The 23058-nt window shown below is 72.6% G+C and carries 13 protein-coding genes; 6 read left to right on the forward strand and 7 right to left on the reverse strand.

Going from position 1 to position 23058, the window contains the following annotated elements; genetic code table 11:
• The first annotated feature begins 76 nt into the window (after positions 1-76).
• The gene (locus ACFY3L_RS41415) at positions 77-544 is read left to right on the forward strand and encodes an Lrp/AsnC family transcriptional regulator (RefSeq protein WP_389337644.1); all 468 of its coding nucleotides are present in this window, start codon (positions 77-79) and stop codon (positions 542-544) included.
• A 17-nt stretch (positions 545-561) separates the two neighbouring features.
• Here ACFY3L_RS41415 and ACFY3L_RS41420 read toward each other — a convergent pair whose 3' ends face one another.
• Complete coding sequence (locus tag ACFY3L_RS41420; RefSeq protein WP_389337647.1) at positions 562-3912, reverse strand: NACHT domain-containing protein; 3351 nt, start codon at positions 3910-3912, stop codon at positions 562-564.
• Positions 3913-4194: 282 nt separating this feature from the next.
• Here ACFY3L_RS41420 and ACFY3L_RS41425 point away from each other — a divergent pair, with 282 nt between their 5' ends.
• Positions 4195-9660: a biotin carboxylase N-terminal domain-containing protein gene (locus ACFY3L_RS41425; RefSeq protein ID WP_389337650.1), complete on the forward strand. Its 5466-nt coding sequence runs from the start codon at positions 4195-4197 to the stop codon at positions 9658-9660.
• A 556-nt stretch (positions 9661-10216) separates the two neighbouring features.
• Here the strand turns inward: ACFY3L_RS41425 and ACFY3L_RS41430 are convergent.
• Complete coding sequence (locus tag ACFY3L_RS41430; RefSeq protein WP_389337653.1) at positions 10217-10618, reverse strand: hypothetical protein; 402 nt, start codon at positions 10616-10618, stop codon at positions 10217-10219.
• A gap of 198 nt (positions 10619-10816) precedes the next feature.
• Here ACFY3L_RS41430 and ACFY3L_RS41435 point away from each other — a divergent pair, with 198 nt between their 5' ends.
• Positions 10817-11896 (forward strand): DNA glycosylase AlkZ-like family protein, encoded by a 1080-nt coding sequence (locus ACFY3L_RS41435; protein WP_389337656.1) that lies wholly within the window; start codon positions 10817-10819, stop codon positions 11894-11896.
• Between the two features lie 83 nt (positions 11897-11979).
• Here the strand turns inward: ACFY3L_RS41435 and ACFY3L_RS41440 are convergent, their stop codons facing one another.
• A complete protein-coding gene (locus ACFY3L_RS41440) occupies positions 11980-13587 on the reverse strand; it encodes a TerD family protein (RefSeq protein WP_389337659.1) in 1608 nt (535 codons plus the stop codon).
• Between the two features lie 104 nt (positions 13588-13691).
• Here ACFY3L_RS41440 and ACFY3L_RS41445 point away from each other — a divergent pair, with 104 nt between their 5' ends.
• Positions 13692-14612 (forward strand): hypothetical protein, encoded by a 921-nt coding sequence (locus ACFY3L_RS41445; protein ID WP_389337662.1) that lies wholly within the window; start codon positions 13692-13694, stop codon positions 14610-14612.
• 198 nt (positions 14613-14810) lie between these two features.
• Positions 14811-17405 carry a chitinase C-terminal domain-containing protein gene (locus tag ACFY3L_RS41450; RefSeq protein WP_389337665.1) on the forward strand — a complete coding sequence of 865 codons (2595 nt, stop codon included), beginning with the start codon at positions 14811-14813 and terminating at the stop codon, positions 17403-17405.
• Positions 17406-17450: 45 nt separating this feature from the next.
• Here ACFY3L_RS41450 and ACFY3L_RS41455 read toward each other — a convergent pair whose 3' ends face one another.
• The 4 genes from ACFY3L_RS41455 to ACFY3L_RS41470 form a co-directional block, all read right to left on the reverse strand.
• Positions 17451-18314, reverse strand: a complete 864-nt coding sequence (locus ACFY3L_RS41455; protein WP_389337668.1) for an alpha/beta fold hydrolase — start codon at positions 18312-18314, stop codon at positions 17451-17453.
• A 27-nt stretch (positions 18315-18341) separates the two neighbouring features.
• Complete coding sequence (locus ACFY3L_RS41460) at positions 18342-19661, reverse strand: condensation domain-containing protein (RefSeq protein ID WP_389337671.1); 1320 nt, start codon at positions 19659-19661, stop codon at positions 18342-18344.
• A 70-nt stretch (positions 19662-19731) separates the two neighbouring features.
• Positions 19732-20625, reverse strand: coding sequence for a hypothetical protein (locus ACFY3L_RS41465; RefSeq protein ID WP_389337674.1), 894 nt, complete (start codon positions 20623-20625; stop codon positions 19732-19734).
• 95 nt (positions 20626-20720) lie between these two features.
• Positions 20721-21590: a glycosyltransferase family 2 protein gene (locus ACFY3L_RS41470; protein ID WP_389337677.1), complete on the reverse strand. Its 870-nt coding sequence runs from the start codon at positions 21588-21590 to the stop codon at positions 20721-20723.
• Positions 21591-21681: 91 nt separating this feature from the next.
• Between ACFY3L_RS41470 and ACFY3L_RS41475 the strand changes: the two genes are divergently transcribed.
• Positions 21682-23034, forward strand: coding sequence for an MFS transporter (locus tag ACFY3L_RS41475; RefSeq protein WP_389337680.1), 1353 nt, complete (start codon positions 21682-21684; stop codon positions 23032-23034).
• Positions 23035-23058: the final 24 nt, after the last annotated feature.

Genomic DNA, 23058 nt, shown 5'->3' on the forward strand with positions numbered 1-23058 from the left:
AGATGTTCGTGTTCAGGGCGTCGTACGATGCCAGACGTCCAACCCTAAGGCTCGTTCAGGAAGGTGGGCGAGACAGGTGGCCGCCCCGCTCGACGACATCGACCGCCGCATCCTCGTGGAGCTCAGCCGGGACGGCCGGATGTCGATGCGCACCCTGGCCGAGCTGCTGCACATCTCGCGCGCGAACGCCTACGCCCGCGTCCAGCGCCTGCGCGACACCGGCGTGATCCGCGGCTTCCACGCCGACGTCGACCACGTCGCCGCCGGCATGGGCACGTCGGCGTACGTGACGGTCAACCTGCGCCAGGCCGAGTGGCGCGTGGTCGGCGAGCGCCTGCGCGCCCTGCCGGGCGTCGTGCACATCGCCCTCGTCGGCGGCGAGTTCGACGTGATCCTCCTGGTCCGCGCCAAGGACAACGCCGACCTGCGCCGCCTCGTCCTCGACGTCATCCAGGGCATGCCCGGCGTGGTGAGCACCCGCACCCTCCTGGTCTTCGAGGAGTTCGAACCCCCGACCTCCGCCACCTTGTGGGAGCACCACTGACGTTCGTCCCGCCGACGCTATCCGTAGGCGAGGATCAGGTGCTCGAGGCGTTCCGGGTCGGCCGCCCGCCGGCGCATCAGCGTCAGCCCGGCGGCGATCCGCAGCGTCTCCTCCCGGAGCTGTCGCCGGTCGGAGGTGGCCGCATCGGCGGCGAGCGCGAGCAGTACCGCGACCGACTCCGCGGTCCGCGCACCGTCGGCGGGAGCGCGCCTGGTCAGCACGGGTATGGCAACGGACGCGACGGTGACGGCGAACGCTCGCTGCCACGAGCCCGCCGGGTGGATGCGGGTGAATTCGGCGACCACCGCCCGGGCCGTGGCGGCCAGCCCGTCAACCTCCAGGGCCAGCCCGTCCTCCGGCGCTATGCCGGCGGAGCGGGTGAGCCCCTGGGCGAATCGTCGCGGCGCCGTGCCGTCGCCCATGCCCGCCCACACGGCGTCGACCGCCTGGGCGAAGGCCCAGCCGACGGCGTCGCGGAGCACGACCAGCGTGTCCTCCCACGCGTCCACGGACGGCACCGAAGCGGGCTGCTCGACGGACCGGCATGCGGCCACGATCCGCTCCCGGTGCAGCGCGTCGTGCAACGGCACCCGGGTGCCGCCGGCGACGGCCGCGAGCAGGCGCTGCGCCGCCGAGCGGGACTCCCGCGCCGCCGACGCGGCATCCCGGAGCCGGGTGGCCTGCTCCGCTGTGCGCTCCCGTTCGCCGACCAGCCGCGGCACCCGGTCGAGGTCGCCGGCCTCGGTGACGGCCGCCACCACGTCGGCGGCCAGCCGGGTCAGCCGCTCCAGCTCGTGCGCGACGGCACGCTCCCGGGCGGCGTCGACGACATGGACGAAGCCCGACTGGATGCTCCTGAGGTGGTCGACGAGCCGGTCGACGGCCTCCTCGGCGGTGCTGATCGCCTGCGCCACGGCGCCCGCGAGCCCCAGTTGCTGCTCGAGCTGGAGCCTCAGCGACGTGTTCCGCGACCTGGCGTCGTTGATCTCCCGCGCCCGTAGCGGGAAGTCGCCGGCGCCGGTCGGCTCCTCGAGGTACGGCTCGGACCGTAGCGCCCCGACCTGCTGCTGCAGCCGGGAGAGCCGGGCGGCGGCGGGCCGCAGCGCCCGGTCGAGCAGGCGGCGGACCGCGCTCACGCACAGCAGCAGCGACAGCGAGAGCAGTTGCGGCACGAGGCCGGTGCCGTCGATCGGCAGGGTCACCGCGGCCTCCACGTCGGAGCCGCGCACCTGGTCCAGGGCATCCTGCTCGGTCGTGGTCCACCGCACGGGCGCCGAGGCCTGCGGCTCCGGCAGCGCCCAGGCGCACCGGACGTCCCGCCGCAGCGCCCGGGCCGCGGCGCCGTCGCCCGCCAGCAACTGGTCCAGCTCCGCCATCGTCGGCAGCCGGTACTGCGACCCTCCCTCGGCCGTGGCGAGCCCGTTCACCCAACCGACGAACAGCGCCGCGTCGCTGGCCCACACCCCCGTCACCGGCAGCGGCGCCGAGGCGTTGGCGATGCACAGACCGTCGGGGTCCGGCGCCTGCGTGTCCCGCAGGAACAGCAGGTACAGGCTGCCCGGCACGGGACGGACACAGATCCGGCCGCCGTCCTCGATCGCGACGAAGCCGTGCAGGTAGCGGGCGACGAGCACCGAGGCGACGAGCTGCCTCCGGTCGGCGGACGCGTCCGGAGCGAACGCGGAGGACACGACCGCGTCCAGTTGGCCCCGGAGCTCGGCGGTGATCTCCGCGCTGGTCTCAGCGCATGCGAACGCCAGCGACAGCGCCGCCGTCGTCCCGGACGCCAGGCACGCCTGGGCGATCCGGTCGGCATTGGAGCCGGCCATACGCAGCAGGGTCGTTTCCAGCCACCACGGGTCGTCGACGTTGGCCACGAGCACGTCATCGAGGTTGTTGTACAGAATGTGCCGGGACGCCAGATACTCCTGGAACGTCAGGTGCGCGAAGGCGTACGTGTCCCGCTCCCGCTCGACGAGCAGGCCGTTGGACCCCACGTCGGCGAGGAAGCCGTCCGGTTCGAGCGTCGTGCTCATCCGGGCGAGCGGCGCGCGCACGATCGCCAGCACTTCGTCCATCGGCAGGTTGCGGCGCTGCTGGCGCATCATCTCGAACGCCAGGAGGGCCAGCAGCCGTTCCTTGCGCGGGCCGGCGAGCTCCAGCGGCTGGCGCTTCGCCTCCTGGCGGCGCCACAGCATCACCTGGCACACCTCGCCGTACAGGTCGACCCGGCTGCCCGGCAGCGACCCCCGGTACCGGTGCACGTTGGCGATCATGGTCAGCAGCAGCGGGTTGGTGGTCAGGTCATGCAGCGCGGGCGCCGACGCCAGCCTGTCCAGCAGGTCCTTGGCCGCCTGTCGCGCCCGCAGCCGGGTGTCGGGGCCGTCCTCGGCGGTGGCCCGTCGCTCCGTCGCCAGATACCAGCCCTGCAGGAACCGGGTCACCTGCTCGTAGGTGAACGGCCGGACGTGCAGCACCTGCGCCGCGTCGATCACCACGGAGCGGTAGCCGTGCGGCCGGGACGTGATGACGAAGACGTTGTCCGGGTAGATCGCGATCTGATGGTTCACCCACGCCACCACCCGCGCCCGGTCGGTGGTACGCGGCACCTCGTCCAACCCGTCGAGCAGAATCACACACGAGCCGCGACCGAGCCGATGCTCCCACCACCCGGGCGGCTCGACGATCTCCGCGGGCACCGACCCGCGGACCAGTTCCGGCAGCGTCAGCCGAGCGTCGGCGGCGATCCGCTCGGCGTGGTCGCGCAGCTCCAGCAGGACCGGCACGGGCCTGCTGGCGGCGGCCGCCTGCGCCACCCGCAGCGCGACGTGCCGCAGCAGCGTCGTCTTGCCGCTGCCCGGACCGCCGATCACCGCGAGCACGGTCGCGCCGTCGCCGTCGATGAACCCCCAGATGGACATGCGGGGCGTGCCGGTCAGCGGAGCCTCGCCAGGTCCGTCGGCGAGGAGGCCGGCGGGAATGTCCTGCGGGGTCCGCGGGGCGAGGCTGACGTCGACGAACACCTCGTCGAGCTCCGGGGTGAACTCGCCGACCGTCGCCAGTCCCTTGGAGTCCATGTAGCGCATCGACGACATCACCCACCGGCGGTACTCCCGCTGGTAGCCGGACAGGCCACGCCCGAATGCCCGGTCGAGCGCCTCCCCGAGCGCCTCGAGCCGGCGCTGCAGCGGCTGGGCGAGCGCCCGGCCGAGCAGTGCCGCCACGGCCAGCACCGCGGCCCAGCCCAGAGCGAGCAGAAACGCCGCGAGCGGGTGCCGTTCGACCAGGCCCTGCCACCGGGCGGCCAGGACGGCAGGAATGCCGAGGAGCACGAGCGCACCGATGACGTTCGCCCACGCACGCCGCATGGCGTCTTCGATACGCCGCGCAGGGTTCCAGCGCAAGTGCGCAGCATCGGAGATGAACAAGATGGGTACGCAAGGTGATTGTTGGGTGATGCCGGTCACTGTCCACCCGAGCGTCGACCCGGATGTCTTTTGTAGGATTCTTACAACGCGAGGGGTGTGGGATGCGTCGTGCGGCACAGTGGCGTACTCGGCGGTAATCACGCAGGGTGTATCAAGGTGCAGGCGGCGCTCCGGGACCCGGACGTCGCCTGCTGCGTGTGGGGCAATTGGGAGGCTCAACCGGTGTTCAGTCGTGTCGCCATCGTCAACCGTGGTGAGGCCGCGATGCGGCTCATCCACGCGGTCCGGGACCTTTCGGCCGAAACCGGGGAGCGGATCGAGACGATCGCCCTCTACACCGACGCCGACCGCGCCGCGACGTTCGTGCGGGAGGCCGACGTCGCCTACCCGCTGGGCCCCGCCTCCGCCCGGCCGTACCTGGACCACGCCGTCCTCGAACGGGCGCTGGTCGAGACCCGGGCCGACGCCGCCTGGGTCGGCTGGGGCTTCGTCGCCGAGGACCCCGCGTTCGCGGAGCTGTGCGAGAAGCTCGGGGTGACGTTCGTCGGCCCGAGCGCGGAGGCGATGCGCAAGCTCGGCGACAAGATCGGCTCGAAGCTGGTCGCCGAGGAGGTGGGGGTGCCGGTCGCGCCGTGGAGCCGCGGCGCGGTGTCCACCCTGGACGAGGCGCTGCGCGCGGGTGAGCGGATCGGCTACCCGCTGATGCTCAAGGCGACCGCCGGCGGCGGCGGGCGCGGCATCCGCAAGGTCACCTCGGCCGAGGACCTGACCGACGCCTACGAGCGGACCAGCCAGGAGGCGCTGCGCGCGTTCGGCTCCGGTGTGGTCTTCCTGGAGCGCCTCGTCACCGGCGCCCGGCACGTCGAGGTCCAGGTCATCGCCGACGGGCAGGGCACCGCGTGGGCGCTCGGCGTGCGCGACTGCTCCGTGCAGCGGCGCAACCAGAAGATCATCGAGGAGTCCGCGTCACCGGTCCTCTCGCAGGAACAGGCCGCCGACCTCAAGGCCTCCGCGGAGCGGCTCGCCGTCAGCGTCGGGTACCGCGGCGCCTGCACCGTCGAGTTCCTCTACCACCCGGGTGAGCGGCTGTTCGCGTTCCTCGAGGTCAACACCCGCCTGCAGGTCGAGCATCCGATCACCGAGATCACCACCGGCACCGACCTGGTCAAGCTGCAGCTGCACGTCGCCGGCGGCGGGCGCCTGGAAGGACCGAAGCCCGCCGAGGCCGGCCACGCCGTCGAGGCCCGGCTCAACGCCGAGGACCCCGACCGCGACTTCGCGCCGTCACCCGGCCGCATCGCCCGGCTGGTCCTGCCCGCCGGCCCCGGCATCCGCGTCGACACCGGCGTCAGCGAGGGCGACACGATCCCCGCCGACTTCGACTCCATGATCGCGAAGATCATCGCGTACGGCCGGGACCGCGACGAGGCCCTCGGCCGCCTGCGCCGCGCCATGGCCGAGACGACCGTCATCATCGAGGGCGGCACCACCAACAAGAGCTTCGTGCTCGACCTGCTCGACCAGCCCGAGGTCATCGACGCCAGCGCCGACACCGGCTGGATCGACCGGGTCCGCGCCGAGGGCCGGCTCGTCAGCCACCGCCACTCCGCGGTCGCCCTCGCCGCCGCCGCGATCGAGGCCTACCAGGACGAGGAGGAGATCAGCCGGCACCGGCTGCTGTCCACCGCGCACGGCGGGCGCCCCCAGGTCCAGCACGAGACCGGCCGCCCCCTCGACCTGAAGCTGCGCGGCGTCGGGTACCGGGTGAGCGTCGCCCGCGTGGGCCAGAAGCGCTACCGGGTCGGCGTCTCCGGCGGCGGCGACGTGCACCCCGTCGACGTCGAGATCGAGCGCTTCGACGCCCACAGCGGCCGGATCGTCGTCAACGGGCACCGGTTCCGGCTCGTCACCGCCACCCACGGCCCGATCCACCTCGTCGAGGTCGACGGCACCACCCACCGCATCAGCCGCGACGAGGGCGGCGTCGTGCGCTCCCCCGCGCCCGCGCTCGTCGTCGCGACCCCCCTGGCGGTCGGCGACGAGGTCGAGGCCGGCGCGCCGATCCTCGTGCTGGAGAGCATGAAGATGGAGACGGTGCTGCGCGCGCCGTTCCGCGCCCGGGTCCGCGAATGCCCCGTGTCCGTCGGCAGCCAGGTGGAGACCGGCGCGCCGCTGATGCGCCTGGAGCCCCTCGCCGACGGCGCCTCCGCCGAGGTCGTCGAGGCCGAGACGGTGGACATCGACCTGCCGCCGGAGCGGGACGGCGTGAGCGCCGCCGAGCGGGTCGAGCGCGGCCTGCAGGACCTGTGCAGCCTGCTGCTCGGCTTCGACGTCGACCCGCAGGACGGGCGGCGGCTGCTGACCGGCTACCTCGCCGCCCGCGCCGAGCTGGGCGGCCGGCCGCTGCAGGGCGAGATCGACCTGCTGACCACGTTCGCCGACCTGTCGGAGCTCAGCCGCAACAAGCCCGGCGGCGAGTTCGAGGACGAGCCGGGCAGCCCCGTGCACAGCCCGCGCGAGTACTTCCACAGCTACCTGCAGAGCCTCGACGTCGACCGGGCCGGCCTCCCCGACGGGTTCCAGGCCAAGCTGCGCAAGGCGCTCGGCCACTACGGCGTCACCGAGCTGGACCGCACCCCGGAGCTGGAGTCCGCGGTCTTCCGCATCTTCCTCGCCCAGCAGCGGATGTCCACCGACGTCGCCGTCGTGTCGGAGCTGCTGCGCCAGTGGCTGGCCGGCCCGCCGCCGGTGGAGTCGATGAACGAGCGGGCGGGCCTGGCCCTCGAACACCTCGTCGAGGCCACCCAGGTGCGCTTCCCCGCCGTGTCGGACCTCGCCCGCGGCGTCGTCTTCCGCTGGTTCGCCCAGCCGCTGCTGCGCCGCAACCGGGCCAAGGTCTACGCCGCGGTCCGCGCCGACCTGCAGCACCTCGACCGCAACCCCGACGCGCCCGACCGCGCCGAGCGGATCCAGGCGATGGTCGCCAGCGCCGAGCCGCTCGTGCGGCTCATCGGCCAGCGGATCGGGCGCCCCGGCCGCGACCACACCGCGCTGCTGGAGGTGCTCACCCGCCGGTACTACGGCAACCGGGCGCTGTCCGGCGTCACCGTGCGCGAGGCGGGCGGCTGCCGGTTCGTGACCGCGGAACGCACCGACGCGTCCGGCACCGTCCGGGTCGTCACCACCGCCGTCGACATCGCCGCCCTGCCGCGTGCCGTCGCCGCCGTCGGTGAGCTCGCCGCGGACGTCGCCGAGCACGGGCTCGTCGCCGACCTGTACGTCACCTGGGAGGGCCAGCCGGACGCCGACGCGATGGCGGTACAGCTGCAGCAACTGCTGGCGGAGCAGCCGCTGCCGAACGGGGTGCGGCGCATCACCACCACCGTCGCCGGCACCAGCGGCGCCGTCATGCACCACCACTTCACCTTCCGCCCCGGTCCTGGCCTCTTCGAAGAAGACCGGCTCATCCGTGGACTGCACCCGCAGATCGCGCAGCGGCTGCAGCTGCACCGGCTGCGGGAGTTCGACCTCACCCGCCTGCCGTCCACGGACGAGGAGATCTACCTGTTCAAGGCGGTCGCGCGCAGCAACCCGGCCGACGAGCGGCTCATCGCGATGGGCCAGGTCCGCGACCTGACGCCGCTGCGTGAGGCCGACGGCCGCCTGGTCGCGCTGCCCGCCGTCGAGGACGCGATCACCGCGGGGCTCGACGCGATCCGCAACATCCAGGCGCAGCGCCCGCAGAACAAGCGGTTCGACACCAACCGGATCCTCATGTACGTGTGGCCGTCGACCGAGCTGACCGGCGACGAGCTCAACGCGCTCGTCCAGCGCATCCTGCCGACGTCGGCCGGCGCCGGCCTCGAGGAGGTGCAGTTCATCGCCCGCCAGCGCACGTCGGCGGGCGACCTCAGCGAGGTCGCGGTCCGCATCACGCTCAACCACGGCCACGGCGTGCAGGTGTCCGTCGACAAGCCGTCGACCGAGCCGCTGCAGCCCCTGGACGACTACCGCCAGAAGGTCCTCCGGGCGGCCAGGCGCGGCAACGTCTACCCGTACGAGCTGACCTCGCTCCTCGGCACCTTCGTCGAGCACGACCTCGTCGACGGTGCCCTGGTGCCGGTCGACCGGCCGAAGGGACGCAACACCGCGGCGCTCGTCTGCGGGGTCGTCACCACGCCGACGGAGCGGCACCCCGAGGGCGTCACCCGCGTCGTGCTCCTCGGCGACCCGACCAAGGCGCTCGGCGCCCTCGCCGAGCCCGAGTGCTCCCGCGTGATCGCCGCGCTCGACCTCGCCGCTTCGATGCAGGTGCCCCTGGAGTGGTTCGCGCTGTCCGCCGGCGCGAAGATCTCGATGAGCTCCGGCACCGAGAACATGGACTGGGTCGCCGCCGCCCTCAAGCGGATCGTCACGTTCACCCAGGCCGGCGGCGAGATCAACATCGTGGTCGCCGGGATCAACGTCGGCGCCCAGCCGTACTGGAACGCCGAGGCGACGATGCTCATGCACACCAAGGGCATCCTCGTCATGACCCCCGACTCGGCGATGGTCCTCACCGGCAAGCAGTCGCTGGACTTCTCCGGCGGCGTCTCCGCCGAGGACAACTACGGCATCGGCGGCTACGACCGGGTCATGGGCCCCAACGGCCAGGCGCAGTACTGGGCGCCGCACCTGCCCGCCGCCCGGGACATCCTCATGGCGCACTACGACCACACGTACGTGGTGCCGGGCGAGTCCGGCCCGCGTCGCGCCGTGACTGCGGATGATTCTGGTCGGGACATTTCGGACTTCCCGCACAATGTCGCGGGCAGCGACTTCACCACCGTCGGGCAGATCTTCTCGGCCGCGCACAACCCCGACCGCAAGAAGCCGTTCGACATCCGGACCGTCATGCGGGCCGTGTCCGACCAGGACCACCCGGTCCTGGAGCGCTGGGCCGGCATGGCCGACGCGGACACGTCCGCCGTGCAGGACGTGCACATCGGCGGCTGGCCCGTCTGCCTCATCGGCATCGAGTCCCGCTCCGTGCCGCGGCGTGGCTTCCCGCCCACCGACGGCCCCGACACGTACACCGCCGGCACGCTCTTCCCCCGCTCGTCGAAGAAGACCGCCCGCGCGATCAACGCCGCCTCCGGCAACCGCCCCCTCGTCGTCCTGGCCAACCTGTCCGGCTTCGACGGCTCCCCCGAGTCGATGCGCAAGCTGCAGCTGGAGTACGGCGCCGAGATCGGCCGCGCGATCGTCAACTTCGACGGCCCGATCGTCTTCTGCGTCATCTCCCGCTACCACGGCGGCGCGTTCGTCGTCTTCTCCAAGGCCCTCAACCCGAACATGACGGTGCTCGCCCTCGAAGGTTCGTTCGCGTCCGTACTGGGCGGCGCCCCGGCCGCCGCGGTGGTCTTCACGGGCGAGGTCAACAACCGCACCGCCACCGACCCGCGGGTCACCGACCTCCAGGCCCGGGTCAGCGCCGCGTCCGGCGCGGAGCGGGCGGCGCTCAACGCGCAGCTCGCCGAGGTGCACTCAGCGGTCCGCGCCGAGAAGCTGGGCGAGGTGGCCGCCGAGTTCGACCGCGTGCACAACATCCAGCGCGCCGTCACCGTCGGCTCCGTGGACGCCATCATCAGCGCCGCTGAGCTGCGCCCCCGCATCATCGAGGCGATCGAGCACGGCATGAAGCGCTGACCACCGCCGGGACCGGCACGCCACCACCTGCCGTGCCGGTCCCCTCACCCTCCGCAAGCCCCCGAGAACCCCGCGGAACTGCGTAGACTACGGACAGCAACGACTCCGGAGATCAATTTCCGTCGCTGGGGTAAGGTTGCTTGCAAGCGGTCCACGGCGCACCGGACTCGACCAGCTCCTCGCCTCAACACGCCGGACCGGTGCCCCGGCAGAGGCACCCACCCGGCGGCGTGCGTTCGCCAGGCGACGACGGTCACCAGGCAGCGTGCGCGCGTCAGGCGGTGCCCACCCCGACAATGCGTCCACCGGGCGATGGCAATCGCCGGGCGGTGGCAATCGCCGGGCGGTGGCGGTTACCAGGACACTGGCGTCGGGCGGTGGCAATCGCCGGGCGGTGGCAATCGCCGGGCGGTGGCAATCGCCGGGCGGTGGCAATCGCCGGGCGGTGGCAATCGCCGGGCGGTGGCGGTTACCAGGACACTGGCGTCGGGCGGACGGTGGCGGTCAGCAGGACACTGGCGGCGGGCGGACGGTGGCGGTCAGCAGGTTGTGGCGGTCACCAGATGACGATCCCGGAGTCGGCGCAGCGGGCCAGGTGGGTGACGTGCATGATGGTCATCAGGCAACGTTCGATGTAGGACTCGTCGGCCTCGTAGTGATGTAGAGCTCGTCGGCCTCGTAATGGGGTGCGGCGGGTGGCGGCGGTGACGGCGGGCAGCTCGGCGAGCACCAGTGCGCACTCGCGCAGGAAGGCGACGGTCTCCTCCGGCGGGACGACGAGCCAGTCGTCGGCGAGGCGGGGCAGGTAGACCGCGCCGAGGTCGCGCACGATCTGTGACGAGTGCCGCCGGCGGCGGGTGCCCTCGCCGACGGCGCTGTCGTTGACGCCGTCCGGCACGTCGCGGAAGGTGAGCGTGCCGTCGGCGGCCGGCCTGGCCATCGTGATGCTCAGGCTCACCTGCGGCCCCCTGTGGTCGGAGCTGACGTCCGCTCACCGTGCCACGGGGGCGGCGGCCACCCGAGATCGAGCGGTGCACGGGGGCAGCGGCCGCCAACGATCGAGCGGTACACGGGCAGCGGCCGCCAACGATCGAGCGGCTAGCCTCGCAGGGTGACGACGCACCGGATCTCGATTGTTGACGCGCGGCGAATCGCTGTGAGGGCGCAGTTGCTGGACCGGGAGCGGCCGGTGGGGCTGCTCGAACTGGTGCGGCACCTGACGCTGCTGCAGATCGACCCTACCGCCGCCATCGCGCCGACCGCCGACCTCGTGGCGTGGAGCAGGCTCGGACCGGCGTACGCGCCCGCGGATCTCGTCGGGGCGCTGCGGCGGCGGGAGCTGATCGAGCTGGCGGCGACGGTCCGGCCGGCGGAGGACCTGGCACTGTACCGGGCGGAGATGGCGCTGCGCCGCGACGACGAGCCCGGGGCGTTCAAGTACCGGCGGCACCCGGAGTGGATGCGGGCCAACGAAGCGTGCCGGAAGGACATCCTCGCCAGGCTGACGGCGGAGGGGCCGCTGCCGTCGCGGGCCATCCCCGACACGTGCGCGGTGCCGTGGGCGTCGACGGGCTGGACCAACGACCAGAACGTCATCCGGCTGCTCGACCTGATGGCGGCGTGCGGTGAGGTGGCGGTCGCGGGGCGGCAGGGGCGGGACCGGCTGTGGGACCTGGCCGAGCGGGTGTACCCGGACGGCCCGCCGGTGCCGGCGGAGGAGGCTCCCCGGCTGCGAAGCGAACGGCGGCTGCGGGCGCTGGGCATCGCGCGGGCGAAGACGACCGAGGTGCCGATCGAGCCGTGGGGCGTCGGCGACGTCGGCGAGCCGGCCGTGGTCGAGGGGGTCAAGGGCACCTGGCGGGTCGACCCGGCGCAACTGGAGCGCCTGGGCGAGCCTTTCGAGGGCAGGGCCGCGCTGCTGTCGCCGTTCGACCGGCTCATCCACGACCGGAAGCGGGCCCTGGAGCTGTTCGGCTTCGACTACGGCCTGGAGATGTACAAGCCGGCGGCGAAGCGGCGCTGGGGCTACTACGCGCTGCCGATCCTGGCCGGTGACCGGCTCGTCGGCAAGCTCGACGCCACCGCGGACCGCAAGCAGCGGGTGCTGCGGGTCAACGCGGTCCACGAGGACGAGCCGTTCGACGCGGAGACGAGGGCAGCGGTCGGCAAGGAGATCGAAGACCTGGCGACCTGGCTGAGCCTCGAAGTCCAGACCAGCGGCCTCGAAGCCCAGTAAGCGGCCTCGAAGTCCAGTAAGCGGTCTCGAAGTCCAGTACGCGGCCTCGAAGCCCTGTAAGCGGCCTCGAAGTCCGGAGAAGTTCAGATCCGGGCGCCCTTGGCGAGGTTGCAGCGGCGGCACAGCAGCTGCAGGTTGCCGACGCTGGTCGCGCCGCCGCGGCTCCACGGGATGACGTGGTCGAACTCGAGGTACTCGGTGGCCTGGCACTCCACGCACGCGCCGCCGTCGCGGCGCCACACCTCGGCCCGGACCGCCGGCGGCACGGAGCGGGAGTCGCGCTGCGCCGGCGCCACAGCGGTGCGTTTCGCCACGCGAAGCACGCCGGTGAGCACGGCGGCCACGTACTCGGGGTCGCCGACCTCGTACGTGCCGCCGCCCCGGGAGGTGGTCGCGGCGACGACGACGGTCCCGTACTCGGGGCGTGCCTCGATGACCTTCGCCCAGGCGAGGTCGGAGCCGGCGCTGGCGCCGACGAAGCGCAGCTTGGTGTTGGTGACGATCAGCCGGCCGCTGTCGCGCTTCGGGCCGCTGGCCAGCTGCCGTACCCGCGTCGCCGGCACCTCCAGGTGCAGGATCTCCTCCGCGTCGAGCTGCAGGGTGCTGGAGGCGACCCGGGGCACGTCGCCGCCGCTGATCAGCCCGAGCTCCAGGCCGCGCCGCAGCCGGCGGCGCATCTGGCTGATCGCGGGGTCGACGACGCCGAGCGCGCGGACCGCGTCGTCGAACGCGTCCATCTCGTGCTGCTCGATGACCGCGTCGGCGAACGCGAACGTCAGCAGCTGGTGCAGGTGGTGCAGGGCGACGGGCCGCAGCGCCTCCCGGCCGGCGTCCTCGCGCACCCGGTGGTAGCGCAGCTCGGCCCACAGTTCCGACCAGGCGGGCTCCGACGTACCGGTCGAGGCGAGGACCCGGGTCGCCCGGGCCCGCCACACGTTGAGCACGTTCGCGATCTCCGGCTCGCACCGGCGGCAGGTGGCCGGCACGCCGGCGTAGCTGCGGTACTTCGGCCCGCCGCACCGGCCGCAGACCGCGGGCGTGTCGTGGATGAGCGGCACCGTCTGCATGGTCCATTCGGTGCCGTTCCACCAGCGCAGCAGCGAAGGGTCGCCGGGTGCGACGTACCAGTCGGGGCGTGGGCGGTCGACCGGGAGCGGCACGGGGTCCGGCTCCGCAGGGGAAGGGTCGACCGAGACGCCGTAGTCGGTCGCCAGGCCTTCCAGGCCGGAGGACCAGCCCTGCCCGACGGCGCGGAACTTCCACTTGCCCTGCCGCCGGTAGAACTCGCCGAAGACCATCGCGGTGACCGGCTCCACGTCGCGGACTGGGAAGCGCGCGACGACCTGCCCCCGCCGGCCCTTCACGGTGACCTCCAGGCCCGGCACCGTGTCGAACGTGCCCTCGTCCATCGACCCGGCGATGACGACGCTCGCCACGTCCGCCGGGACCCGGGCCAGATCGACGGACAGGGTCGCCCCCCGGGGTCCGTCGGTGCTCAGCGAGACCGCGCCGGTGGCGTCCCGCGGCTGGTTGTAGAAGACGAAGTCGGCGTCGCCGCGCACCTTGCCGCCCTCGCCCACCAGCAGCGCGCACGCGTCGACGGTCGCGCCGGCCCGCCAGGCCACGAGGGCCGTGACCGCGGTCTCGTCGATCGCGGTGTTCGCGCCGCGGGCAAGTGCTGCGGTCGTCATGCGGGGCCACCTCCGGGGCGTGAGCGTATCGACACGGTATCTCGCAGTCGATCATCGCGTCATGCTCCCGACCGTCCACTTTGGAGAGGGTAGGCTTCGCCGACATGGAACCGTTCCCGCTGCCACCGTGCGAGTCCGGCGGGACGGATCCGTCCGCTGCGATCGAGGGCTGGGTCACCTCGCCCCAGATGCGCGAGCTCGTGGCCAGGTTCGGTGGCGAGGTGCCCGCCGCGCCGGCGCGGGAGACGCTGGACCACGTCGCGGACTTCTCGAAGGTCTGGGACTTCAGGGCCGGGACGAAGGAGCGGTTCGACACCGCGCGCGTCGGCTACGGCGCGGACGACGGGCGGATCCGCGAGCTCATCCACGCGCTCGGCAACGGCGGCCGGCAACGCCCCACGCACGGACGCTACGACCACGTCGTCATTCTCGGTGGCGGCATCCGGGTCACCCTCGGCCGCGTCGACTTCACGGCGAGGCTTCTCCGGAGCGGCACGGCGGCCGGGACCGTCGCCGGGCTGGGCAGCCTGCGGCACCGCGACGACCGGGAGCACCGCGAAGGCATCCGCCTCGGCCTCGGCGAGCTGGAGACCGAGGCCGACATGATGACGGCCGCGCTGCGCCGGTTCCTCGACCTGCCGCAGCCCGCGAAGACCGAGGCCGGCGACGGCTGGTGGCATCAGACGTGGCCGGGCGGCGACATCCACGTCCTCGCGGCCGCGTCGACCCGGTTGCCGCTGCGCGCCAGCACCGCGTGCACCCTGCTCGGCTGGGCCGAGCACGTCACCAGGCCCGCGCCACAGGACCGGGTGCTGCTGGTGACCAACGACCCCTACGTGCGGCACCAGCACTGCGACGCGGTCCGGCTGCTCGGCCTCACGTACGGCTGCGGCATCGAGACCATCGGCATGGACGACCTCGCGACGGCCGAGTGGGGGCGCCCCCTGGCGACCACCGAGCTGCTCCAGGAAGTCCGGTCCTCGGTCCTCGCGATGCGCAACCTGTACGCCGCGATCCAGCACTGAGCCGCGCACGCCCTACACCGCGATCCGGCACTGAGACGCGCACGCCCTACACCGCGATCCGGCATTGAGCCGCGCGATCCAAGAAATAAGTCGCGTACTAAGGCTCCACTAAGGCTGACTCTTGCGCACCCCCGTCGATGCCGTTATACATCTAGGACACTTTACTGTTAACTTTATTAACGGTTGGCGGAGGGTTCTATGCGACGACGCACTCTGCACCTCTTGTCCGCCGCGACGGCAGCCCTCGTGGCCGCTTCCGCGGCGTTCTTCGTGACCACCGCCAACGCGGAGGTCGACCACGCGGCCTGCCGCCCGGACGGGCTCTACCCGACCCCGGGCGTCACCGTGCCGTACTGCAAGGTGTACGACACCAACGGCCGGGAGAACCTGGGCGCCGACCACGGCCGGCGGATCATCGGCTACTTCACCAGCTGGCGGACCGGCAAGAACGGCGCGCCCGCGTACCTGGCCAGCAACATCCCGTGGGACAAGGTCACCCACATCAACTACGCGTTCGCGCACGTCGACGGCGCCAACAAGATCTCGGTCGGCACGCCGACGGCGGCGAACAACGCGGCCACGAACATGACGTGGCCCGGCACCGCCGGCGCGGAGATGGACCCGGCCTACTCGTACACCGGCCACTTCAACCTGCTCAACAAGTTCAAGAAGCAGCACCCGGCGGTCAAGACGCTGATCAGCGTCGGCGGGTGGGCCGAGACCGGCGGGTTCTTCAACGACAACGGCGACCGGGTCGACTCCGGCGGCTTCTACCGGATGACGACCAACGCCGACAACAGCATCAACACCGCCGGCATCAACACCTTCGCCGACTCGGTGGTGACGTTCCTGCGCACGTACGGCTTCGACGGCGTCGACATCGACTACGAGTACCCGACGTCCAACGCGAAGGCCGGCAACCCGCTCGACTTCGCGCAGGCGGACGCGAAGCGGGCCGGGCTCAACGCCTCCTACCACGTGCTCATGAAGACGCTGCGGGAGAAGCTCGACGCGGCCGCCGCCGCGGACGGCAAGTACTACATGGTGACCGTCGCCGCGCCCGCCTCCGGCTGGCTGCTGCGCGGCCTGGAGTCCTACCAGGCGCTGCAGTACCTCGACTACGTCAACATCATGTCGTACGACCTGCACGGCTCGTGGAACCACTTCGTCGGCCCGAACGCGGCGCTGTACGACAACGGCGACGACGCCGAACTGTCCCAGGGCGGCGTGTACGGGGCGTACCAGAACATCGGGTACCTGAACACCGACTGGGCGTACCACTACTTCCGCGGCGCCATGCAGTCCGGCCGGATCAACATCGGCGTCCCGTACTACACCCGGGGCTGGCGCGGCGTCACCGGCGGCACCAACGGCCTGTGGGGCCGGGCGGCGCTGCCCGACCAGACGAAGTGCCCGGCGGGCACCGGCGGGGCCATCGGATCGACGACCCCGTGCGGCAACGGCGCGGTCGGCATCGACAACCTGTGGCACGACGAGGAGCTCAACGCCGAGGTCCCGGCCGGCGCCAACCCGATGTGGCACGCGAAGAACCTGCAGGAGGGGCGGGCCGGTGACTACCTGGAGGCCTACGGGCTGACCCCGGCCACCGACCCGGAGGACCGCATCACCGGCACGTACACCCGCAACTACTCCAGCGCCCTCGTCGCGCCGTGGCTGTGGAACGCGCAGAAGGGCGTCTTCCTGTCCACGGAGGACGACCAGTCGCTCGGGGTCAAGGCCGACTACGTCGTGAACAAGGGCATCGGCGGCGTCATGATCTGGGAGCTCGCCGGCGACTACGCGTGGGACGCGGGCCGCAACGAGTACTACATCGGCAACACGCTGACGAACCTGCTCTACGACAAGTTCAAGACCGCCGCCCCGTACGGCGCGAAGAAGGCCAACATCACGCTGCCGACGCAGACGCTCAACGTCGGCGTGCAGATGGGCGGGTTCGCGCTGGGTGACAACAACTACCCGATCAACCCGGAGCTGCGGCTGATCAACAACACCGGGGCGCCGATCCCGGCCGGCTCGCAGCTGGAGTTCGACTACCCGACCACCGCGCCGGGCAACCTCGGCCAGCAGTCCGGCTGGGCGCTGACCACCGTGTCGACCGGCCACACCGGCAGCAACGTCGGCGGCCTCAAGGGCGACTTCCACCGGGTGCGGCTCAACGTGCCGGCGATCGCGGCGGGCTCGTACGCCGAGGTGACGCTCAACTACCAGCTGCCGATCTCCGGTCCGTCGAACTTCACGCTCACCATCGGCGGCCAGACCTACGCGCTCGCCGCCGACTACGGCCGCGGCGGCACCGCGCCGACCGTCTCCCCCACCGTCTCGGGCAACCCGTCGACCGGCACCTGCACGGCGCCGGCGTGGGTGGCGGGCACGGTGTACACCGGCGGGAACCTGGTGTCGCACAACGGCCACACGTGGAAGGCGCAGTGGTGGACGCAGGGTGACACCCCGGGCACCAACGCGGTCTGGGTCGACCAGGGCGTCTGCTCCGGCACGTCCCCGTCGCCGTCGGCGTCCGCGTCGGTGAGCAAGAGCCCGAGCACGTCGCCCAGCACCAGCACGTCGCCCAGCAGGAGCCCGAGCACGTCGCCGAGCACGTCCACGGGCACCGGGTGCGCGGGGCTGCCGGTCTGGAACGCGGGCACGGCGTACAGCGGCAACGCGGTCGTGCAGTACAGCGGCCGCAAGTACCGCGCGAAGTGGTGGACGCAGGGTGAGAACCCGACGACCACCGGCCAGTGGGGCGTCTGGGAGGACCAGGGCGCCTGCTGATGACCGGGCCGTGCCGGGCCCTTCGGTAAGGCCCGGCACGGCCCCTCAGGCGTGCGACACGGCGGCGGCGTCGATGAACTCCATGGTCGCCGCCGCCACCTCCCGCGGGTGGGTCCACGGAATGCCGTGCGGGGCACCCTTCAGCGTGACGAGGCGGGCGTCGGGCAGCATCGGCTGCAGGCGCCCGCCCGTCGCCGCGTAGGGCAGGACGCGGTCCTGGTCGCCCTGCACGATGAGCACCGGCACGTCGATGCGCGGCAGGTCGGGACGGAAGTCGGTCAGCCAGGCGGCGACGCAGTCGTGGGTGCCCTTCGCGGAGCCCCGCGCGCCGATCTCCCAGTGCGCCCGGAACGCCTCCTCGCTCACCAGCGTGCCGCCGTTGCTGATTCCGTTCTCGTCCCAGTTGAAGAACGCCTCGCAGAACTTCGTGAGGTACGCGAAGCGGTCCTCCAGGATCGCGGCCTGGAAGCCGTCGAACAGGCTCCGGTCCACGCCCTCGGGGTTGTCGGCGGTCTTGAGCAGGAACGGCGCGAGCGGCGCGAGCAGCACCGCCCGCGCCACCCGCCGGGAGCCGCGGGTGCCGAGGTAGCGGATCACCTCCCCGGTGCCCATCGAGTGCCCGACGAGGACGGCGTCACGCAGGTCGAGCTTCGTCATCAGCGCGTCGAGGTCGGCGGCGAGCGTGTCGTAGTCGTAGCCGGTCGACGGCTGCGACGAGTTGCCGAAGCCGCGCCGGTCGTAGGTGATCACCCGGTGCCCGCTCGCCAGCAGCGGGATCGACAGCTTCTCCCAGGTGGCACCGTTGAACGGGAAGCCGTGGATGAGCACGACCGGGCGGCCGGCGCCGTGGTCCTCGTAGTACAGGTCGATGGGGCCGGCGTTCTCCGTCCCGACGGTGATGTAAGGCATGCGGGTCAGTGCCCGTTCGCGCGCGGATTACGCCACCGGCTGGCCGGCGGCCTCCACGACGAACGCCTCCATCTCGTGCAGCAGCGCCCGCAGGTCCGGCAGGGACAGGAACCGGGTCTTGACGTCGACGGTCAGCTGGACCACGTCCGGCACGTCCTCGACGACGATCATGAGCTTCGGCCCCAGGGACCGCAGCGGCTCCTCCGACAGGATCCGCGTGTCGGCGGGCACCGGCGACGCCGGCCCGGCCGGCCGGGGAGTGCGCCGGTCGTTGTAGATGCAGGTGAGGTCGAGCTCCTCGCCGCGCTCCCGGCTGACCCGCTCGGTGAGCGCCGCGCGGGCCGCCGGGTCGTAGTAGGCGTATTTCGAGGCGCTCATCGACGCCGTCCGGGCCCGGGCGATCGCCTCGTCGGGGCTCACCCCGGCGACGTCCAGGACGCACAGCCCGTCCTGGGTGATCGGGCTGACCACGTCGCGCAGCGCCGGCCGGAAGCGGTTGCTGATGATGTTGATCGCGACGAACGGGCCGGTGCCGGGCCGCAGCCGTTCGAGGCCGGCGGCGAACGCGGCGAGCAGCACCCACGCCGGGTCGGCGCCGAGCCGGGCCGACACCGCCTCGGCGGCCAGGTGCATCGCGCGGGACCGCCACCGCAGCCGGCAGTACTCCGGCGTCCCCCGGTCGACGGGGGCGTCGAACATCGACGCCGGGATGCCGCGCAGGTGCGACTCCCAGTAGCGCATCGCCGCGGCGGTCTGCCGGGTCATCGCCGGCTCCTGCTGCAGGCGGACCAGGTCGAGCGGCTGCGGCGCCTCGTAGGGCCCGGCCGGCTCGCCGGTGACCGGGTCCCGCCCGGCCAGCTCCCGCATCATCACGGCGACCCCGCCGAGGTCGGCGGCGATGTGGCACATCAGCGCCACCACGTGCGTGACGGCGCCGCGGTGGCGGACCACGCCCATGCGCAGCGGCCACTCGTGCTCGTAGTCGAACTTGCGCTCCCGCCACCGCGCGGCGAGGGCCTCGGCGACCGCCGCCGGGTCGTCGTCGCCGGTCACGTCGAGGACCAGCAGTGCGGTCTCGCCGGAGCCGAACACCTCCTGGGTCACCGTGCCGTCGTCCGCGAAGCGCAGCAGCGTCCGCATCGCCGCGTAGCGGCACATGAAGAAGCGCAGCTCCGCCGCGTAGTCCTCGGCGGTCCGCCCGCCGGTCGCGGGCATCGCACCGCCCATGCTCATCGACGAGTCGATCTCGACCATCGCCGCCCACACCTGCCGCTGTCCCCAGGCGAGGGGGCCGGCACCGGCACCGGGCCCCTCGAACCGCACGACGATCCGCGTCTCAGCATCCACGGAAGTTGATGTTGGCACAGTGCACGGAGTATTGAGATCCGCCGTTCGGTGACTGATGGCTGACCGGCCGCTACAGCGTCTCCGCCTCGGCCTGCGCGATCAGCTCCAGGGAGTCCTCCCGCCCGAGGCGCCGCTCGCACAGGTACCCGAACACCGACCACGTGGTGTCGATGACCACCTGCTCCGGGAACGCGCCGATCTCGTCCCCGTGGCCGAGCTGGGCGCGGATGAGCGCCACCGCCGCGTCCTGGTCGACCTCGACGTCGCGGGCCATCACCGCGACGTAGTCGGCGATCGCGTCGGGCGGGGTGTCCTCGTCGAACAGGCTGCACACGGCGAGCCGGATCGCGGCGGCCAGGACCTCGGGGTCCTTGTCGGCGCGCTTGTCGTGCTCCTGCGGCTCGTCGGCGACCTGCTCGGCCGCGTCGTGGTCACCGTTGAGCAGCGCCGCCACCACCGCACCGACCCGCGACCGCGGCTGCCAGCCGTCGCCGCCCTCCTCCGCGCCCGGCTCCTCGCCACCCCCGGCGCCTCTCCCCGCGCCGTCATGCTCCGCACCGGCCGCGGCACCCCGCCACGAGCCCGCCTCCGCGTCACGCCAACCGTCCGCCCCGCCGTCATGCTCCACGCCGGCCTCGGCACCCCGCCACGAGCCCGCCTCCGCGTCACGCCAACCGTCCGCCCCGCCGTCATGCTTCGGGGCGGCCTCGGCACCCCGCCACGAGCCCGCCTCCGCGTCACGCCAGCCGTCGGCCCCGCCGTCATGCTTCGGGGCGGCCTCGGCACCCCGCCACGAGTCGGCTTCCGCGGCCCGTCGGGTCTCAGCCGCGGCGTCGCGCCACATGTCGTCCACGGTGTCCCGCCACGCGTCCGCCGCCGTGCCGGCCGCCGTGTCCGCCGCCCGGCCGGCCGCCGGATCCGCCGGCGTGTCCGCGGCCGAAGGCGTTCCCCACTCACTCCCCATGGCCACGACTCTAGCCAAGCGACGCTCGGATCTTGACTGCGTTCCATGCTACGGAATGACGTTCCGCATTGTGGACTGGAAGGGCTCGCCGGACATCACCGTGGCGCTGCCGCCCGGACGGCGTGCTCGAGGTCGACGTAGCGGCCGACACCGTCCCGCACGGTGACGTCCGGGTTGAGGTTGTCGTCGAGGAGGCGCAGCGCCGCCACGTCGGCCCCGGGGTGTTTCGCGGTGAAGCGGGCGAGGTTGCGGCGCCAGTCCGCGTACCGCCGCGCCGTCATCCCGCCGCGCTCCCACGTGTACAGCACCGCGTCCGGCTCGAAGACGAACGCGAGCCCGTGGCGGCGCAGCCGGTAGCCCAGCTCCGAGTCCTCCAGCCCCCAGCCGGTGAACCCCTCGTCGAACCCGCCGACCGCGAGAAGGTGCTCACGCCGCACCGACAGGTTGCAGCTGAACGCGTAGAGCCAGCAGGACGCCAGGGCGTCCAGCTCCGCCCCGAGCCGCGCGAGGACCCAGACCCGCACGTCGCGGACCTCGGCCGGCATCCTCGCGAACGACCGGTCCCGCAGGAACTCCTCCAGGCCCGCCTCACCCTCGCCGAGGCGGTGCCGCGGGCCGGCGACGACCAGGTCGGCGCGCCGCTCGTGGTGGCGGACGTGCCGGGCGAGGAAGTCCGGCGGGAAGACGTGATCCGGGTCGATCATGACGACCAGGTCGCCGGTGGCGTGGCGGATGCCGGTGTTGCGCGCCGCCGAACGGCCGGAGGCCGCCGTCCGCGGCTTGTGCAGGTAGACGAGATCGCAGGTGGACCGCTCGGCGAGCCGCGCCGTGCCGTCGGTCGAACCGTCGTCGACGACCACCACCTCCAGGGCGTGCCCGCCGAGGTCCTGCCGCCGCAGCGAGTCCAGGCACCGGCCGAGCGCCGGCCCGGCGTTGTAGCAGGGCAGCACCACACTCACCTTCACGGCAGGACCACGCTCACCTTCACTGTTGGACCACCCTTCATCGACAGACCTACAAATAGATGGAGTTCAGTTCAGACCGTAAGCTGGCGCCATGGCTGTGACGAGCCGCCACGTGCGACGCATCTATCTCACACTGGTGCTGCTCAACACCCTCGCCGTCACGTTCATCTGGGCCATCAACTCGCTGCTGCTGTTCGAGGCGGGGCTGAGCAACACCGAGGCGCTCGCCGCCAACGCGTGCTTCACGCTCGGCTACGCCGTGTTCGAGATCCCCACCGGGTCGATCGCCGACACGTGGGGACGGCGGGCGTCGTACCTGCTGGGCGGCGGCTCCCTGACGGTCACGACGCTGCTGTACTGGCTGGCCTGGCGCCTGCACGCCGGGGTGTGGGCGTGGGCGGGGGTGTCGGTCGCCCTCGCGGTCGGCTTCACGTTCTTCTCCGGCGCCACCGAGGCGTGGCTGGTCGACGCGCTGCACCACCTGCGGTACGAGGGCCGGCTGGAGCAGGTGTTCGCGCGGGCGCAGGTGGTGGCCGGGATCGGCACCCTCGCCGGTTCGCTCGGCGGCGCGTACGTGGCGCAGGCGACCGACGTCGGCGTCCCGTTCCTCGTCCGGGCGGCGCTGCTGCTGACGCTCACCGGGGTCGCGTGGCGGGTCATGCACGACATCGGGTTCACGCCCCGGCGGGGAAGCGGGCCGGTGAAGGACGTGCGGCGGGTGCTGACCGAGTCGGTGCGGCACGGCTGGGGACGGCCGGCGGTGCGCTGGGTGATGCTCGGCTCGGTGGTCGCCACCGGGGTCAGCTACTACGTCGCGTTCACCATGAAGCCCTACCTGCTGCAGCTCGCGGGCAACAAGCACGCCTACGGCCTGCTCGGGATCGCGGCGGCCGCCAACGCGGCGGCCCAGACCGTCGGGGGCCTGCTCGCGATGGCGTGCCGGTCGCTGTTCCGGTGGCGCATGTCGGTGGTCGTCGCCGGGGTGGTGCTCAACGGCGCCCTGCTCGCCGGGTTCGGGCTGGCGGCCGGTGTACCGCTCGCGATCGCCCTCCTCGCGCTGTACAGCATGGTGTCCGCGGCGGTCCTGCCGTCGCGGCAGGCGTACCTCAACGGCCTGCTGCCGTCGCAGCGGCGGGCGACGGTGCTGTCGTTCGACTCGCTCGTCGCCAGCACCGGCGGCGTGGTGACCCAGCCGGGCCTGGGCCGGGCCGCCGACCTGTGGGGCTACCCGGCCTCGTTCGTGCTGGGCGGCCTGCTGCAGGTGGTGGCGCTGCCGGTGCTGTTCCTGGCCCGCCGTCACGAGGTCACGGCGGCGACCCGGACGGAGCCGGTGGCGGAGGCGGTGCCGGAGGCGGAGGCGGAGGCGGAGGCGGGTGCCGGAGGCGGAGGCGGTGCCGGAGGCGGAGGCGGTGCCGGAGCGCTCGTGACGCCCCGGCGGTGGTGAAGGGCGGCGACCCCGGTGCTCAGC

This window comes from Dactylosporangium sp. NPDC000521 (genome assembly GCF_042898305.1).
In the GTDB taxonomy this organism is placed as follows: Bacteria; Actinomycetota; Actinomycetes; order Mycobacteriales; family Micromonosporaceae; genus Dactylosporangium.

What these genes read in the sequence shown, in the direction of transcription:
- ACFY3L_RS41420 (WP_389337647.1), bottom strand. Translation starts at nt 3,912, where the DNA reads ATGCGGCGTGCGTGGGCGAACGTCATCGGTGCGCTCGTGCTCCTCGGC.
- ACFY3L_RS41440 (WP_389337659.1), bottom strand. Translation starts at nt 13,587, where the DNA reads ATGACGACCGCAGCACTTGCCCGCGGCGCGAACACCGCGATCGACGAG.
- ACFY3L_RS41445 (WP_389337662.1), top strand. Translation starts at nt 13,692, where the DNA reads ATGGAACCGTTCCCGCTGCCACCGTGCGAGTCCGGCGGGACGGATCCG.
- ACFY3L_RS41450 (WP_389337665.1), top strand. Translation starts at nt 14,811, where the DNA reads ATGCGACGACGCACTCTGCACCTCTTGTCCGCCGCGACGGCAGCCCTC.
- ACFY3L_RS41455 (WP_389337668.1), bottom strand. Translation starts at nt 18,314, where the DNA reads ATGCCTTACATCACCGTCGGGACGGAGAACGCCGGCCCCATCGACCTG.
- ACFY3L_RS41465 (WP_389337674.1), bottom strand. Translation starts at nt 20,625, where the DNA reads ATGGGGAGTGAGTGGGGAACGCCTTCGGCCGCGGACACGCCGGCGGAT.
- ACFY3L_RS41475 (WP_389337680.1), top strand. Translation starts at nt 21,682, where the DNA reads ATGGCTGTGACGAGCCGCCACGTGCGACGCATCTATCTCACACTGGTG.